Source organism: Nocardiopsis sp. M1B1, assembly GCF_052466615.1.
The window spans coordinates 5523213-5539312 of sequence record NZ_CP196194.1; the positions used below are offsets into that span (position 1 = coordinate 5523213).

Sequence of the window (16100 nt, forward strand, 5' to 3'; positions counted from 1 at the left end):
CGGCGGCCGGGCGGTCAGCCGCTGATGGCCAGCAGGAGCAGGATCAGCAGCAGGATGACGATGGTGATGAGCACCGCCGGAATCACCCAGCTCTGCTGGAGCACCGAGTTCTGCTCGACGGGGCGCGGCATGGGCTGCTGCGCCCCGGTGCGGGCGTAGGTCTGGTTGGGGTTCATGCCCGTGAGCATGGGGTTGCCGCCCGCGTGCAGGCCGTGGGGCATGCCGGGCGGCGGGGGCGGGTAGACGGGGGCGCCCGGGCGGGGGTTGGACGTGCCCGGGTGGCCGGGGACCCCGGGCCTGGGGTTGGAGGTGCCGGGGTGGACGAAGCCGTGGCGGGGGTCGGAGCCCATGGGGTGCCCCGGCATGCCCGGACGGGGGTTGGAGGCGCCGGGCTGCGCGTACCCGGCGGCGCCCGCCTGCGGGCCGCTGTGCGGCTGCTGGGGGCCCGTGTGCGGCTGCTGCGGCCCGGTGTGCGGCCGGTAGGGCGTCTGGGCGCCGGTGAACAGGCCGGTCTGGGCGATCTGCTCGCCCTGCTTGACGGCGTCGTCGGTGGAGGGGCCGGAGGCCTCGGGGCCCTCGTGGCCCAGCAGGCGCATGAGGAGCGTCTGGGCGTTGGGCCGGTTGTCCGGGTTCTTGTCCAGGCAGGACTCGACGATGGGGCGCAGGGCCTCGTCCATGTCGGTCAGGTCCGGGGGCGCGCTGACCACGCGGTGGACGACCGCCGGGACGGTGTCGGAGCCGAACGGCGCCCGCCCGGTGGAGGCGAAGGCGATGACGCAGCCCCAGGCGAAGATGTCGCACTTGTCGGTGATGCCGCGGCCCTCGATCTGCTCGGGCGCCATGTAGGAGGGCGTGCCGACGATCGAGTTGGTCATGGTGGCGGTGCCGTCGTCGATCCGGGCGATGCCGAAGTCGATGACGCGGGGCCCGTCCGGGCCGATCAGCACGTTGCCGGGCTTGAAGTCGCGGTGGACGATGCCCGCCTTGTGGATGGCGACCAGGGCGGTGGCGGTGGTGATGGCGAGCCGCTGGAGGGTGGAGCCCTTCTGGGTGGTGCCCTTGGCGATGGTCTCCTGGAGGTCCTTGCCCGGCACGAACTCGCTGACCACGTAGGGCGGGTCGCCGTCGAGCCGGGCCTCGATGATCGCGGCGGTGCAGAAGGAGGCGACCTTCTGCGCCGCCCGGACCTCTTTCTCGAACCGCCTGCGCAGGTCGCTGTCGCGCGACCACTGGTCGTTGAGGACCTTGACCGCGTACTGCTCGCCGCCGGAGTCCTCGGCGAGGTAGACGATTCCCTGGCCGCCCTTGCCCAGCCGCCCTGTCACGCTGTACTCGCCGAACGAGGAGGGGTCGCTCGGCAGTAGCGGTTCGGGACCGGGCATCGGTGTCCTCCGGGAGATAGGGGTGAGGGGGCGCGCAGCACCAGGGTACGGGTTGCGGGGAACGCGGTGGTGCGTCCCGTCGTGCCCCGTTACCCCGGCGCAACCGTTATGACTGCTGGAACGCCCGGGGCGTTCCCGGTCTCACCCGATTTTTCGCGCCTCGTCGACCAGCAGGACCGGGATGCCGTCCCGGATGGGGTAGGCCAGGCCGCTCTCGTCGCAGACCAGCTCGTCGGTCTCGGGGTCGTGGCGCAGCGGGGCCTGGCTCTGCGGGCAGGCCAGGATCTCCAGCAGCCAGCCGTCGATCTTCGTGCTCATGTCCTCGTTCCTCTGCAATGGGGTGTCCCTCTGCCCCCATGATGCCTGGTCAGGCGCGGACGATGGCCAGGACCTCGTCGCGCAGACCGGCCATGGACGCCTCGTCGGGGGCCTCGACGTTGAGCCGCAGCAGCGGTTCGGTGTTGGAGGCGCGCACGTTGAACCACGACCCGTCGGGGAGGGAGACGGTCAGGCCGTCGAGTTCGTCGACGGTGACGCCGTCCCGCCCGGCGAAGGCCTCGCGTACCGCGGCCATCCGCCCGGGGGCGTCGGCGACCTCGGAGTTGACCTCGCCGGACCCGGCGTAGCGCGAGTAGGCCTCGGCGATCCGGGAGAGGGGGCGGTCGTCGTTGCCCAGCACCCGCAGGACGTGCATCGCGGCGAGCATACCGGTGTCGGCGCGCCAGAAGTCGCGGAAGTAGTAGTGGGCGGAGTGCTCCCCGCCGAAGATCGCGCCCGTCTCGGCCATGGTGGCCTTGATGAAGGAGTGCCCGACCCGGGTGCGGACGGGCTCGCCGCCGTTCTCGCGGACGATCTCGGGGACGGCCCGGGAGGTGATGAGGTTGTGGATGACCGTGGCGCCCGGCTCGCGCTCCAGTTCCTGGGCGGCCACCAGGGCGGTGACGGCCGAGGGCGGGACGGCGTCGCCGTTCTCGTCCACGACGAAGCATCGGTCGGCGTCGCCGTCGAAGGCCAGGCCGATGTCGGCTCCGGTCTCGCGGACCTTGGCCTGGAGGTCCACCAGGTTGTCGGGGTCCAGGGGGTTGGCCGGGTGGTTGGGGAAGGTGCCGTCCAGCTCGAAGTAGAGGGGGACGACCTCCAGCGGCAGGCCCTCCAGGACGGCGGGGACCGTGTGGCCGCCCATGCCGTTGCCCGCGTCCACCGCGACACTGAGCGGGCGGATGCCCGAGAGGTCGACCAGTTCGCGCAGGTAGTCCGCGTATCCGGCCAGCAGGTCGCGGTGGGTGACCGTCCCCGCGGGGCCGTCGTGGGCGGGCGCTCCCCCCTCCATAATCTCCTCGGCCAGGCGGCGGATGTCGTCCAGGCCGGTCTCGCCGCTGATGGGCGCGGCCCCGGCCCGGCACATCTTGATGCCGTTGTACTCGGCGGGGTTGTGGCTGGCGGTGAACATGGCGCCGGGCAGGTCCAGGTGGCCCGAGCCGTAGTAGAGCAGGTCGGTGGAGCCGAGTCCGGCGAAGACCACGTCCAGGCCCTGGCCGGTGACGCCCTCGGCGAAGGCGGTGGCGAGCTCGGGCGAGGAGGGGCGCATGTCGTGGGCGACCACCACGGCCTCACCGCCGACCACGCGGGCGAAGGCGGCTCCGATCGCCCGGGCGGTGTCGGCGTCGAAGGTGTCGGGGATCACGCCCCGCACGTCGTATGCCTTGAAGATGCTTGCGAGGTCAGCCACGTCTTCTCCGGCCAGGTCGGTCCTGCTTGGGTTCGGTCCCGCGCGGCCGGGCCGCGCGCGGTACAAAACTAGCAAGGCGTCCCCGCGAACCCCCGCACCACCGCCGGTTCGGGCCCGGGCCGGCTCCCCGCCGCGGCGGGGGCGGCGCCGTCTACCCGCCGGAGTGCCGGGGGGGCTGCTGTTCGCCGCGCCCCGGATCGGATCTGACCACGCGCAGGTGCCCCCGGCGCAGCGTCCCGGTCCCCTCGCCGATCTCGTCGGAGGGGTCCTTGCGGGCAGGCGGGCGGGCCGCCTCACGTACGGCGTCGGCGAGGGCCTCCAGGTCGTCGCTGCCCGGGCCGCCGCCCGTCGTCTCGACCGGGAGTCGGACGACCTCCCAGCCGCGCGGTGCCGTCAGCCGGTCGGCGTGCACGGCGCAGAGGTCGTAGCAGTGCGGTTCCACGTAGGCGGCGAGCGGGCCGAGGACGGCCGTCGAGTCCGCGTAGACGTACGTGAGCGTGAAGACGGCAGGCTGTCTGCAGGCGGTACGGGAGCAGCGTCGAACAGGGCTCACAGCGTTCGACTGTATGCCTTTACTGAGGGACACGCCAGCATCGTTCCATGAGCTGGCCCGTTCGCGCTCGTCGGCGGCCTCCGCGCGCCGCCCTCCCGGGGGTCGGCGCACCTCCTCCGGCCCGTCCCCCGCCGCCGTCCGGCGGCCCGCTCCCCGGGCGCGTGAGCGCTTTCGCCTCGGGAGGACTACGCGCGGGGCCCGTGATGGCTTAGTCTCGAAGTGTGCGACGAGTGCGCCTTTCCAGTGGCCAACCAGACCGAGTGCGGCGCCGGGACCGCCGCGGCCGAGGCATCCGCGGTCCTCTCGTGCCCTCTGACCTGCCGGTTTTCCGTAGCCGGGCGCAGGCCTTCGACGACCTTGTCCTGGACGCCGTCGAACGCCTCGAACGCCTGTGGGCGCGGGAGCTGGCCAATGTCGACTTCCTCGTGGAGGACGTCCCCCCGGTGGAACCCCACGGCCCCCTGACCGAGGCGATCCCCTTCTCCCGCCTGGAGACCGATCCCTCCGGCCGGGCCAAAATCGTGGTGTACCGGCGTCCGGTGGAGATCCGGACGAAGGATCCGGAGGAGATGGCCCTCCTCGTCCACGAGACGGTCGTCGAGGAGGTCGCCAACCTGCTCGGCGTGGAACCGGAGTCGGTGGACCCCGAGGGCTGACCGGCCCGGGGTGCGTCGGGGCGGCTAGGGGACGACCCCCACCATGCTGTCGCGTACCACCGGCAGCTCGGTCCGCACCGGCGCGGGCGTCACCGGCAGCACGCCCAGGCCGTCTCCGCCGCCGCGCAGCACGCGGGCGACGTGGACGGGCTCGGAGCCGTCCAGGACCTCCAGGCGGACCGCGTAGCCGTCCTCTGGCTCGGTGCCCGCGGGCGCCTGCCAGCCGTCGTCCCCGCCGAACACGGTGGTGGTCCCCGCGGCGACCCGCACGCGCACGGCGTCGCCCTGGGTGGCGTCGGCGCCGATGGGGGTGGCCATGAGCGTGGCGTCGCCCCCGACCGCGGTCAGGAGCAGCTCGGTGTCGGCGTCCTCGGGGACGTCGGGCAGGACCGCGGTGGTGTCCAGCGGGAAGCCGAGCGGCGGCACCGCGGAGGTGTAGGCCGCCTCGACCACCTCGACGTCGTCCCCCTCCCCGGTGACCGCCTCGGCGGCGACACCGGCGACCACGGGCGCGTCCGCCTCCACCACGACCGCGCCGGGCTCCCCGGCCAGGACGGTCTCCAGGCTGAGCCAGGCGGAGGCGGCCGGGGGCACGCTGAAGGTCAGCGGGTCGTCGGCGGTCCCGGTGCCCTGACCCTCCCCGTCCCGCCCGTCCTCCTGCGGCGCCTCCTCCGTCCCGTCCCGCGGGGCCGGGGTGACGGTGTGCACGCGCACCTGGACGGGCTCGTCGCCCGGCGCGGCCACGTGCAGGCGGCGACGGCCGTCGCCGCCGGGGACGCCGGGGACCACGTGCTCGCGCGCGGGCGCGGCCGTGGGCGGGACCCAGTCGGCGGTGCCGGAGGAGTGCTCCGCGAGCAGGGAGGCCGCGGCCCGCCCCGTGCTGGTGCGCACGTGGACCCCGACGGCGCTGGTTCCGCCGACCAGGTCGGTCAGGTCCAGTTCGGTCGCCGCCCCCGCGGGCAGGGCGATGCCCCTGCTCTCCTCGGAGGAGGAGGGGCCGCCCTCGGTGTAGACGTCCACGCTGACGGTGGCCCGGGAGTCCTCGGGGTTGGCCAGGTGCACGGTGAGCGCGTCGAGCCGCATGCCCTCGATGCCGTCGCCGCCGGGGAGGGCGAACCAGGTTCCGACGGAGGGTTCGAGGCAGCGGACCTCGGTGGCCGAGCTGTCGGAGAGGGTGGTCTGGGCGGCGTCGAGTCCGGAGGCCAGGGACCCCTGCGCGCGGACGGCGGTGGGGGCGCCGGTTCCGGCGGTGTCGGTGTTCCACACGCGGCCGGGCTCGGTCAGCTCCTCGCCGACGGTGCGGCCCCGGGTGCCGCCTGGGCTCCCCGTGTCCCCGCTGTCCCCGCCGGTTCCACCGGCCTCACCGTCCCCGGTGTCCTCGCCGCTCCCCGCGCCGTCCCCCTCGTCCTCGGGGGCCGCCGGGACCGTCTCGGCCCACAGCTCGCCCTCGTCGTCGCGGCTCACCCTCGGCGCGAACGCGGCCACGGAGCTGTCCCCCGACTCGTGCGGGGCGGGGCACACCCGCACCGCGTGGTCGGGCCGCACGCTCCCGGGCTCGGTGACGCCCAGCTCCGCGGTGATCGGCCCGGTCGCGAACGCGACGCCGAACAGCGCGGCCAGGGCCAGCGAGACCAGCCCGAACAGCGCGAACCGGTTCTCCACGATCAGTCGCACCGCCTGCTCCTCCCGTTCGGTACCGCACGCCCGGCGGGCCCGGTCGGCCCGGCCGTCCCGGCCGTCCCGGTGTCCTCGTCCGCCGCTGCCCGGCGCGTTCTCCTGCCCCGGTCAGCGACCACGGCGCCGCTCCCCCCTGCGCACGCCCCGGGTGCCCCGGCGGCGGCCCCCGCCCCGCACGGCGGACAGCGTGCCTGTGTCCTCCTCGGACGCGGAGCCGGGCGGGACGCCGCCCTCCGGCGCGTCCGCCGCGGCGTCCCCGTCCGCGCGCCCGCCGGGGTCCTCGCCGCCGGGCCGCGAGCGGCCGGGCCGGGCGCGTGCGCCCCGGCGCGAGGACGCCCGGGACCTCCCCGCGCGCCGCAGCCGCTCCGGCCGCCGCGGGCGGGGGGTGGGCGTGGCCTCGATCAGCCGCGTCTCCTCCTCGGTCCGCACACCCGGCGCGGCCAGGACGGCGACCACCGCGAGCAGGACCCCCTGCGTGAGCAGCCAGGCCGCGTGGACGTAGTCGGTGTGCCAGACGCGCAGTTCGCCGCCCTCCACGGGCAGCGCCCAGGCCTGGGTTCCGCTCCGGGTGGGGACGGGGTCCAGTTCGACGCCGTCCAGGCTGGCGCGCCAGCCGTTGTCGGCGGCCTCGGCCAGGGCGAGCCGCCGTCCGGTGCCGCCCTCGGGGACCGGGGCGCTCACCTCGTCCGCGTCCCCGCGCACCGCGAGGACCTCGGCTCCGACGCCGTCCTCGGAGACCACCCGCAGCGCGCCGGTGGGGGCGGCCAGCCGCCAGAGCGCGTAGTGCCGCGACAGCGACTGCCGCTCCAGCCCCGGTGTGCCGTCCAGGGTGTCGACCATGGTGACGTCGGCGGGCCCGCTGATCTCCGGGCGCGGGTAGAGCACGTACTGGATGCCGAGGTCGGCCAGGGTGTACATCTGGTCGCCGCCCTGGCCCACCGTGAGTTCGGCCACGGCCCGGTCCATCACCTCGCGGACCCCGCGCTCGGGCACGAGCTGCTCCTCGCCCAGGCGGGGTTCGCGTCCGCGCACGACCAGGTAGTCCACACCGCCCCCGCCGTCGGCGGTGACCACGAGGGTGCGCGGCCGGGTCTGCGCGCCGTCGGACCCGCCGCCCTCGACGGTCCCGGCCCCGACCAGCGCGCCGGGGACGACGGGTTCGGCGTGCGCGGTGACAGGCCCCCGCACGCCCTCCCACATCCACACGCCCGCGGCGCAGACGGGGGTCGCCAGGGCGAGCAGTCCCACCGCGAGGGCGAAGACCCGCCTCGGCCCGCCCAGGCGCACCATGTCACCGAAGGAGCGGGCGGCGGTCGCCGCCGACAGCAGCACCGCCGTGGCGGCGAAGGCCAGGGCCGCCCCGGGCCAGACCGGCGCCGGGGGGCCGCCGTAGTAGGGCTCGACGACCACCCGGCTGGTCAGGATGGCCAGGAGGATCCCGAACAGGGCGAGCGACCACCCCGCCGCGGCCAGCATCCGGTTGCGGAGCAGCAGCAGGGAGCACAGCGCGGCCACGGCGAACCCGGCCGTGACCCAGAACGGCGGCGTCCCGGGGCCGCCCGGCGAGAGCATGAGCAGCTCCTGCGGGGTGGCGCCCGGCGCCGACAGCTCGGGGCGGTGCAGTCCCGCCTCCAGCAGCCACAGGCTGGGGTGCAGGAGCAGTTCGAGCGTCCACGGCATCAGCAGCACGAGCGGGACGGACAGGCCCAGCGCGACGCTGACGTAGATCCGGCGGCCCAGGTGGCCGAAGGCGACGGCCACCAGCACGCCGGTGACCAGCGACAGGAGCCACACCATCGGCACGAACGCGGTGGCGACCGCCAGGACCAGGCCCACCCCCCAGGCCGCGCGGCGCGAGGGCTTGGGCGGCATCGACACCAGCCGCACCAGCAGCAGGCCCAGCACCGGCAGCAGGACGTGGACCAGGGCGGTGCCCAGTCGGCCCTGGGCGACCGCGCCGGTGGCCACGGGCAGCAGCGCGTAGGACGCGGCCGTCCACAGGCGTGCGGGGCGGAAGCCCAGCACCTCGCGGGCGAGCAGGTAGGCGGTCAGTCCGGACAGGGGCACGCAGCCCAGCAGGACGATCGTGACGGCCAGCCAGGGCTTGCCCAGGGTGAGCGTGGACAGCAGGGCGAGCAGTCCGACGTAGGGCGGGACGGGGTCGGCCGCGCCGAGTCCGCTGTCGGGGCTGCCGGACAGGTACAGGTTCCACAGGTCGCCCGCGCCGCCCGCGACCGGGGGCAGGGCGCCGCCCGCCAGGAGGTCGCCCAGGAGCAGGGAGCGCTCGGCGACGAGTGCCACCGCGGCCAGGGCCAGGACCATCAGCACCCCGGGCCGCAGGAGCACGCTGCGCACGAAGCCGGCCTTGTCCGTGGGGATCTCGTCCTCATCCTCGGCGGCGGGCGGAGCGGTGACGGCCTGGTGGCGGCCGGGGGTGTTGCGCACGGGCTCCCCGGACAGGATTCCGGTGAGCACGTCGTGGACCTGGCGCATGGCCACGCCGCGCGCCAGGAAGGGCCGGATGGCGCTGTAGGTGCGGCGGCGGTCGCGGCGGCGCCGGAAGCGGGCGCGCATCAGCCGGAGCGGCCGCAGGTAGACCAGGGTGATCGCGGCGGCCTCGTCCAGGGCGTTGGCGGGCTGCTTGATGAGCAGGTACCCCGCCACGCGCAGCAGCGAGGCCACGGAGTTGCGCAGCAGCGCGGCCACCATGCCGCCCACGGGCAGGTTGGCCAGCAGCACGAAGACGGCGTGGCGGCGGTCCACGCGGCGCGGGTGGTTGCGGGTGGCGGAGATGGGCCGCCGGCGGCGGGCGGAGGCCTCGGCGTGGTAGGCGACCGCGTCGGTGACGAGCACGGCGCGCAGTCCTGCGCCGCCCACCCGCCAGCAGAAGTCGATGTCGTCGCGGAACAGCGGCAGGGAGGGGTCGAAGCCGCCGAGGCGGTCCCACACGTCGCGGCGCACGAGCATGCCCGCGCTGGAGACCGCCAGGACCTGGCGTGTGCCGTCGTGCTGGCCGTGGTCGAACTCGCGCTGTTCCAGGCCGGTCTCGCGGCGGCCCGCGCCGTCGATGGTCACGCCGGCCTCCACCAGGAGGCGGCGGTCGAACCAGTCGCGCAGCTTGGGGCCCAGGACGGCGGCGCGGGGATCCTGGTCGGCGGCGTCCAGCAGGTGGGCGAGGGCGTCGCGGTCCGGGGTGAGGTCGTCGTGGATCAGCCAGATCCACTCGGTGGCGTCCTCGTCGAAGCCGCGTACGGCGCTGGTGGAGCGCGGCAGTTCCAGGGCGGCGCGGACGGCGTCGCCGTACCCGGTGTCGGCGGGCAGCTCCACGACGGCGTCGGCGGGCAGGAACCGGGCCAGGACCTCGGCGCTGTCGTCGGTGCTGCCGGTGTCGGCGGCGACGGCCCGCTGCACGGGCCAGGACTGGCCGCGCAGCGCCTGCATCGTCTCGGGCAGCCAGCGGGCGCCGTCGTGGGAGACGATGACCGCGGTGACGACGTGTCGGGCGAAATCCTGGTCAGGCACGGCTGTGGTGGGTTCTCTCCGGGAGGGGGCGCGGCCCCGATCGGGTCCGCGGGTCCGGCCGGGCGGGGCCGACGGGCGCGACCGCGCTCCGGACGCGGCCCGCGCGCGGGACGTCACGGCCGACCGCGGCCCTCGTGACCTCGTCGGGGCCGGACACGGCCCGCGCGGGACATCACCCTACGCCACTCGACACCATTACGGGCCTATTCGTCACACGCCGCTGCGGTCGGCCATATCGGAGCATTCCCACCACGACGGGGAGGGCCTATTCGAACACACATCCGAATACGGCCCGGCATATCCGGGCATTGCCACCCCCGACCGCGCCGCGGACACAATCGCCGCGCACCCGGGAAGGGGCCGAACATGAAAAACGCGCGCCCGGGCTCGCGGCCCGGACGCGCGTCTCACACGCGGCCCTAGAGCATCTCCGCCAGGAAATCGAAATCTCCCCCGGCGGCTTTCTTCAGCCTGCGGCGCTCGCGTTCGGAGAGTCCCCCCCAGATGCCGAAGCGCTCATCGTGCTCCAGCGCGTATTCCAGGCACTCCGCACGTACCTCGCACGACTGGCAGACCTTCTTGGCTTCCCGGGTCGAGCCGCCCTTCTCGGGGAAGAACGCCTCCGGGTCGGTCTGCGCGCACAGGGCACGCTCCTGCCAGCCCAGATCCTCATCCGAGCCGTGCGCCAGCGGGATGACCTCGCTCATGCGCACCTCCTGTTGCCCCCCATAGATGTCCCCGGCCCTTTTCGTCCCCCGGGCCGGGTGGAATCCCACCTTGAAATTACACGTGGGTCGCTTGCTGAGAGTCAAGCGCCCTGCGTGGTAATCCACTGAATATCATGTAACGAACCGCCAACGGCAGTCCGGTGATGTCCGTTCTGCGGATTACCACGCAATTCACGACCTTCCGAGGCGGTGGGGAGCGCGGGCCGACGGAGCCGGGTCAGCGCTTGTCCTCGCCGCCGTACCACCCCTGCTGGTCACCGGTTCCGCCCTGTCCCTGCTGGTCAGAGCCGTATCCGGTGCCCGCTCCGTACTGACCCCCGTACGATCCCCCGCCCTGGCCGGGCGTCTGGTTGCCGTTGTTCTCACCGGAGTTAAAGAAAGGATCAAGTTTGCCGTCGGCCGGGGTGTCCTGGGCCTGCTGCCCCTGGTCAGCGCCCTGGTACCAGCCGTACTGGATCGCGTCCTGGGCGGCCTGCTCACCGGAGGCGGGCTGCTGCTCGGTGCCCTGCGGGGCGTACTGGGAGGGGTCGTAGGCGTACTCGCCGGGCTGGCCGTAGGCGGCCTGCTGCCCGGAGGCGTCGGTCCCGTACTGCTGACCGTACGACTGCTGGGCGCCCGTGCCGTACTGCTGCTGCACGGCCGGGTCCGCGGCGTACTGCTGGCCGTAGGCCTGCTGGGCCGGGTCCGCTCCGTACTGCTGGCCGTACTGCTGCGAGGCGTCGTAGCCCTGCTGGACGGGCTGCTGCCCGGAGGCGTCGGTCCCGTACTGCTGACCGTAGGACTGCTGGGCGCCCGTGCCGTACTGCTGCTGCACGGCCGGGTCCGCGGCGTACTGCTGCCCGGAGGCGTCGGTGCCGTACTGCTGGCCGTAGGACTGCTGCGCGCCGGTCCCGTACTGCTGCTGGACAGCCGGATCCGCGGCGTACTGCTGGGCCGGGTCGGTCCCGTACTGCTGGCCGTAGGCCTGCTGCGCGGGGTCCGCGCCGTAGGGCTGGGCGGCGCTCTGGGTCGGGTCGGCGGGCTGGCCCGGGTAGGCCGGCTGGGCGAAGGACTGCTGCGCGCCGGTGGCGGGCGGGAACTGCTGCGGGTAGGCGTTCTGCGGCTGCACCACCCTGGGGACCAGGGTCGGGTCGTTGAAGGCCTTGAGCGCCGCGAAGCCGAAGATGCCGAGCACCGCGCCCTGGGCGACGGTCCCCAGCATCCGGGCGAAGCCGTGGCCGATGTTGATCGCGTCGATGAAGCCGCAGATCACCGTGATCAGGCAGAAGAGCAGGCCCACACCGGTGACGATCATCGCGGTCAGCACGACCGGGGAGGCGCCCGCCCTGGTCCTGTCGCTGGTCAGCACGAGGGCCACCGCGACGGCGACCAGGATCGTGATGGTCACACCGAAGAAGTTGGCGGAGCCCGCGTCGTACATGGCCGTGGCGAAGGACGTCTCCGAGCGCCAGCCGCTGGACCGGACGATGACCTGGATGAGCCCGGAGAGCATGAGCACGCCCGCGGCTGCAAGCAGGACCCAGGCCGCCGGAAGGCGCAGACGTTCTAGCGTTTCGTTCTTCAAGAGAGGTTCCCCATCTACTGCTGCTTCGCCGTCGGGTCGTTGGGAACGGCGTCGGGCTGTCACGTGTGGATCGGCCGCGTCCGGGCATGGATGTGGGGACACCGGGCGGGGCCGAGGAGTGGGATGGCGACCGCAGCCACGGAGTTCACGGACCTCCGATACCGGAACGGTCACGCACGGATCGTGCCCACGGCGGGGCAGACGACCCATACACGCCCCCAGACTGCCAGACTTGGACGCATGCGGATAGTCGTACCGGCTGGCGGTATCGGCGGCGCGCGGTTCCTCCGCGGCCTCAGGGCGGCGCTCGGAACCGTGGCGTCGGCCACCGAAGAGCACACCACAGACAGCAGCGTCACCGTCATCGGCAACACCGGTGACGACATCACCCTGTTCGGGCTGAGAATCTGTCCGGACCTGGACACGGTGATGTACACCCTCGGCGGGGGGATCAACGAGGAGCAGGGCTGGGGCCGGACCGACGAGTCCTTCACCGTCAAGGAGGAGCTCGCCGCCTACGGGATGAAGCCCACCTGGTTCGGCCTGGGCGACCGCGACACCGCCACGCACATCGTGCGGACGCAGATGCTCGCCGCCGGGTTCCCCCTCTCGGCGGTCACCGAGGCGCTGTGCGACCGCTGGCGGCCGGGCGTGCGGCTGCTGCCGATGACCGACGACCAGGTCGAGACGCACGTGGTCGTCGACGACGGCGAGGGGCGCCGGGCCATCCACTTCCAGGAGTGGTGGATCCGACACCGCGCGGCGCTGCCCGCCGAACAGATCGTCAGCGTCGGCGCCGAGACGGCCAAGCCCGCGCCCGGTGTGCTGGAGGCGATCGCCGAGGCCGACGCCGTGATCCTGCCCCCGTCCAACCCGGTGGTCAGCGTGGGCTCCGTCCTGGGCGTCCCGGGGATCCGCGAGGCCATGGCGGCCAAGACCGTGGTGGGCGTCTCCCCCATCATCGGCGGCGCGCCGGTGCGCGGCATGGCCGACGCCTGCCTGGCCGCGATCGGGGTGGAGACCAGCGCGGGCGCGGTCGCCGCGCACCTGGGCGCCGACCTGCTGGACGGCTGGCTGGTGGACGAGGCCGACGCGGGCACCGAGGTGGAGGGGATCGAGGTGCGCTCGCGTCCCCTGTACATGAGCGACCCCGCCGCCACCGAGGCGCTCGCGCGTGCGGCCGTGGACCTGGCCGTGGAGCTGGCGCAGAAGCGGGGAGACGGCGAGTGAGCACCGGACTGAGCGTGCGCGGGCTCGGCGGCATCCCCGAGGTGCGGTCGGGCGACGACCTGTCGGCCCTGGTCGCCGAGGCGGTGGCCGCCTCAGGGACCGCGCTGGCCGACGGGGACATCCTCGTGGTCACCTCCAAGGTCGTGAGCAAGGCCGAGGGCCGCGCCCGCCGCATGGACCGGGAGGAGGCCGTCGCCTCCGAGACCGTCCGGGTGGTGGCCCGTACGGGCAGGACCGGGATCATGCAGACCCGGCAGGGGCTGGTCATGGCCGCCGCGGGGGTGGACGCCTCCAACGTCGAGCCCGGAACCGTGCTGCTGCTGCCCGAGGACTCCGACGCCTCCGCCCGCGCGCTGCGCGCCGGGCTGCGCGAGCGCCTGGGCGTGAACGTCGGCGTGATCGTGTCCGACACCTTCGGGCGGCCGTGGCGGGTCGGGCAGACCGACGTGGCCATCGGCGCCGCCGGGCTGTCGGTCGTGCAGGACCTGCGCGGCACCGCCGACACCCACGGCAACCTCATGGAGGCGACCGTCAACGCGGTGGCCGACGAGATCGCCGGGGCGGGCGAGCTGGTCAAGGGCAAGACGAACCGGGTGCCGGTCGCGGTGGTCAGCGGCCTGGGCGGCCTGGTCACCGAGGAGGACGGCCCGGGGGCGGCGGCGCTGATCCGCCCGCCCGACGCCGACCTGTTCCGGTACGGGTCGCGGGACGTGGTCCACGCCCGGCGGACGGTGCGCTCGTTCACCGACGCGCCGGTGGACCCGGAGCTGGTGCGGCGGGCCGTGGCCGCGGCGGTGACGGCCCCCGCGCCCCACCACACCACGCCGTGGCGCTTCGTGCTGGTGGAGTCGGCGCACACGCGCAAGCGGCTGCTGGACGCGATGCTCGCGGCGTGGGTGGCGGACCTGCGCGGCGACGGGTTCAGCGAGGAGCAGATCGCCCGGCGCACACGGCGCGGCGACGTGCTGCGCGGCGCGCCGTACCTGGTGGTGCCCTTCCTGGTGGCCGACGGGGCCCACCCCTACCCGGACGCGCGCCGGGCCGACGCCGAGCGGTCGATGTTCCTGGTGGCGATGGGCGCCGGGGTGCAGAACCTGCTGGTGGGGCTGGCCGTGGAGGGGCTGGGGTCGGCCTGGGTCTCCTCGACCATGTTCTGCGCGGACGTGGTGCGCGAGGTGCTGGAGGTGCCCGAGGAGTGGCAGCCGATGGGCGCGGTGGCCGTGGGGTACGCGGCCGAGGCGCCCGGCGAGAGGCCGCCGCGCGACCCGGAGGACTTCGTCGCCGTGCGCTGACCCGCTGACCCGCTGACGCGGTGGTCGCCGGGGCCCGTCCCCCGGCGACCGGCGCGTCAGGGCGACCGGCGGGCCCGGCAGCGCCATGCTGGTGCGTGCGGGGGTCGGCGGGGAGGTGCGGGGTGTCCGTCGAGGGGTACGTGGTCGCCACGCTGGTGATCGTGGTCGCGGTGATCTGCGGTCGACTGGTCGCGGGGCGGCTGCGGGTGCCGGGGGCGGTCGTGCTGGTGCTGCTGGGCATGGCCCTGGGGCTGGTGCCCTGGCTGCACTCGCTGTCGATCTCCCCCCAGGTCATCCTGCTGGTGTTCCTGCCCCCGCTGATCTACAACGCCGCCTTCTTCTCCTCGCCCAAGGACATGCGCGAGCTGGCGCGCCCCATCATGGTGATGGCGGTGGGGGTGACGCTGCTGACGGCGTTCGGCCTGGCGGGGATCGTCTACCTGCTGATGCCGTCGGTGGGGTGGCCCGCGGCGATCGCCCTGGGCGCCGCCGTCGCGCCGACCGACGCCGTGGCGGCGTCGGCGATCCTCAAGCGGGTGGGCACCCCTCGCCGGGTGCTGACCCTCCTGGAGGGCGAGTCCCTCATCAACGACGGGGTCGCGCTGACCCTGTTCAGCCTGGCCGTGACCGCCATGGCGCACCCGCTCACGCCCCAGGAGGGCCTGGTCGAACTGGTGAAGGTCGTGGCGGGCGGCCTGGTCTGCGGCGCCGCGGTGGCCCTGGCGGTGTCGTGGTCGCGGACCCGTATGCGGGATCCGTCCCTCCAGCTGATGGTCGTGCTGGTCACGCCGTTCGCGGCCTACATCCCGGCGGAGATGGCGGGGTTCTCCGGGGTGCTGGCGGCGGTGGTCGCCGGGTTCTACCTGGGCACGCGCGGCGAGGGGCTGCTGCCGCCGCGGGTGCGGGTGAACGGGCAGACGATCTGGGGCGCCCTCGTGGGGCTGCTGGAGTCGATGCTGTTCGTGGTGCTGGGGTTGCAGCTGGACTCGGTGGTCACGGCGGTGCGGGACCAGTTCGCCTTCCTGGACCTGGTGTGGGTGGCGCTGGCGACGACGGCCACGGCGGTCGCCCTGCGCATGGGGCTGATGCTGGTGGTGATCCCGCTGCACCGGATCCCGCCGTTCTCGAAGCTGGAGGGCGCCGACCTGCGGGAGCGGCTGGTCATCGGGTGGAGCGGGATGCGCGGGGCGGTGTCGCTGGCGATCGCCCTGTCCCTGCCCGCGACGCTGGGCGGTGAGCCGTTCACCGAGCGGGGCGCGCTGGTGTTCGTGGCGGGGGTCGTGGTGCTCGGGACGCTGGTGGGGCAGGGGATGACGCTGCCGCTGCTGCTGCGCAAGCTGGGCATGGCGCGTGAGGGCGCGCGGCGGATGGAGTTCCTGCGGGCGGACGAGCAGATGAGCTGCGCGGCGCTGAGCAAGGTGGACGAGCTGCTGCGGGAGGGCGAGGTGGACGACCGCACCGCCGACTCGCTGCGCGCGGTGTACACGCGGCGCGTCTCGCAGGTGCGGGGGCTGATGGACGCCGAGGACGGGCGGGCGCGTGAACGGGTGGACAGCGGCAGGGCCGTGCACGCGCAGATCACGCAGGCGCGCAGGGACGCGCTGGTGTCGATGTACCGGGAGGGCGACATCGACCACGCCGTGTTCCAGGAGATGAGCCGGGACCTGGACATCCGGGACACGGGGGCGGGTCCGTACGGCTCGTGAGTCGCGGGGCGGCCGGGCGCGGGACCGCGGGTCCCGTGAGGCCCGGAACGGCCGGGGCCTG

At 74.2% G+C, this 16100-nt stretch carries 12 protein-coding genes; 4 read left to right on the forward strand and 8 right to left on the reverse strand.

Annotated elements, in window-relative coordinates:
- Positions 1–14: 14 nt before the first annotated feature.
- From ACSTA4_RS23880 to ACSTA4_RS23895, 4 genes are all read right to left on the reverse strand, one after another.
- Positions 15–1382 carry a protein kinase domain-containing protein gene (locus ACSTA4_RS23880; RefSeq protein WP_444961100.1) on the reverse strand — a complete coding sequence of 456 codons (1368 nt, stop codon included), beginning with the start codon at positions 1380–1382 and terminating at the stop codon, positions 15–17.
- A 141-nt stretch (positions 1383–1523) separates the two neighbouring features.
- Complete coding sequence (locus ACSTA4_RS23885; RefSeq protein WP_013154764.1) at positions 1524–1700, reverse strand: Trm112 family protein; 177 nt, start codon at positions 1698–1700, stop codon at positions 1524–1526.
- 49 nt (positions 1701–1749) lie between these two features.
- Positions 1750–3111 carry a phosphomannomutase/phosphoglucomutase gene (locus ACSTA4_RS23890; protein ID WP_444961101.1) on the reverse strand — a complete coding sequence of 454 codons (1362 nt, stop codon included), beginning with the start codon at positions 3109–3111 and terminating at the stop codon, positions 1750–1752.
- 151 nt (positions 3112–3262) lie between these two features.
- A complete protein-coding gene (locus ACSTA4_RS23895; protein ID WP_026338144.1) occupies positions 3263–3664 on the reverse strand; it encodes a DUF3499 domain-containing protein in 402 nt (133 codons plus the stop codon).
- Between the two features lie 260 nt (positions 3665–3924).
- Here ACSTA4_RS23895 and ACSTA4_RS23900 point away from each other — a divergent pair, with 260 nt between their 5' ends.
- A complete protein-coding gene (locus ACSTA4_RS23900) occupies positions 3925–4320 on the forward strand; it encodes a metallopeptidase family protein (protein WP_444961102.1) in 396 nt (131 codons plus the stop codon).
- A 24-nt stretch (positions 4321–4344) separates the two neighbouring features.
- Here ACSTA4_RS23900 and ACSTA4_RS23905 read toward each other — a convergent pair whose 3' ends face one another.
- From ACSTA4_RS23905 to ACSTA4_RS23920, 4 genes are all read right to left on the reverse strand, one after another.
- Positions 4345–5994 (reverse strand): DUF5719 family protein, encoded by a 1650-nt coding sequence (locus ACSTA4_RS23905; protein WP_444961103.1) that lies wholly within the window; start codon positions 5992–5994, stop codon positions 4345–4347.
- 111 nt (positions 5995–6105) lie between these two features.
- The gene (locus ACSTA4_RS23910; protein WP_444961104.1) at positions 6106–9519 is read right to left on the reverse strand and encodes a glycosyltransferase; all 3414 of its coding nucleotides are present in this window, start codon (positions 9517–9519) and stop codon (positions 6106–6108) included.
- A gap of 419 nt (positions 9520–9938) precedes the next feature.
- The gene (locus ACSTA4_RS23915; protein ID WP_013154770.1) at positions 9939–10226 is read right to left on the reverse strand and encodes a WhiB family transcriptional regulator; all 288 of its coding nucleotides are present in this window, start codon (positions 10224–10226) and stop codon (positions 9939–9941) included.
- 238 nt (positions 10227–10464) lie between these two features.
- On the reverse strand, positions 10465–11811 hold the full coding sequence (locus tag ACSTA4_RS23920; protein WP_268742202.1) for a hypothetical protein: 1347 nt from the start codon (positions 11809–11811) through the stop codon (positions 10465–10467).
- A 240-nt stretch (positions 11812–12051) separates the two neighbouring features.
- Here ACSTA4_RS23920 and cofD point away from each other — a divergent pair, with 240 nt between their 5' ends.
- The 3 genes from cofD to ACSTA4_RS23935 all read left to right on the forward strand — a co-directional run bounded on the left by cofD (position 12052) and on the right by ACSTA4_RS23935 (position 16039).
- Entirely contained in the window at positions 12052–13041 is a 990-nt protein-coding gene (gene cofD, locus ACSTA4_RS23925; protein ID WP_444961105.1) for a 2-phospho-L-lactate transferase, read from the forward strand.
- Positions 13038–14333: a coenzyme F420-0:L-glutamate ligase gene (locus ACSTA4_RS23930; protein WP_444961106.1), complete on the forward strand. Its 1296-nt coding sequence runs from the start codon at positions 13038–13040 to the stop codon at positions 14331–14333. Before cofD ends, ACSTA4_RS23930 begins: the two co-directional genes overlap by 4 nt.
- 122 nt (positions 14334–14455) lie before the next feature.
- Positions 14456–16039, forward strand: coding sequence for a Na+/H+ antiporter (locus tag ACSTA4_RS23935; protein ID WP_444961107.1), 1584 nt, complete (start codon positions 14456–14458; stop codon positions 16037–16039).
- Positions 16040–16100: the final 61 nt, after the last annotated feature.

Bases quoted from the DNA above. Each gene is read 5' to 3' on its own strand.
- ACSTA4_RS23880 (WP_444961100.1), bottom strand. From the start codon at position 1,382: ATGCCCGGTCCCGAACCGCTACTGCCGAGCGACCCCTCCTCGTTCGGC.
- ACSTA4_RS23885 (WP_013154764.1), bottom strand. From the start codon at position 1,700: ATGAGCACGAAGATCGACGGCTGGCTGCTGGAGATCCTGGCCTGCCCG.
- ACSTA4_RS23915 (WP_013154770.1), bottom strand. From the start codon at position 10,226: ATGAGCGAGGTCATCCCGCTGGCGCACGGCTCGGATGAGGATCTGGGC.
- cofD (WP_444961105.1), top strand. From the start codon at position 12,052: ATGCGGATAGTCGTACCGGCTGGCGGTATCGGCGGCGCGCGGTTCCTC.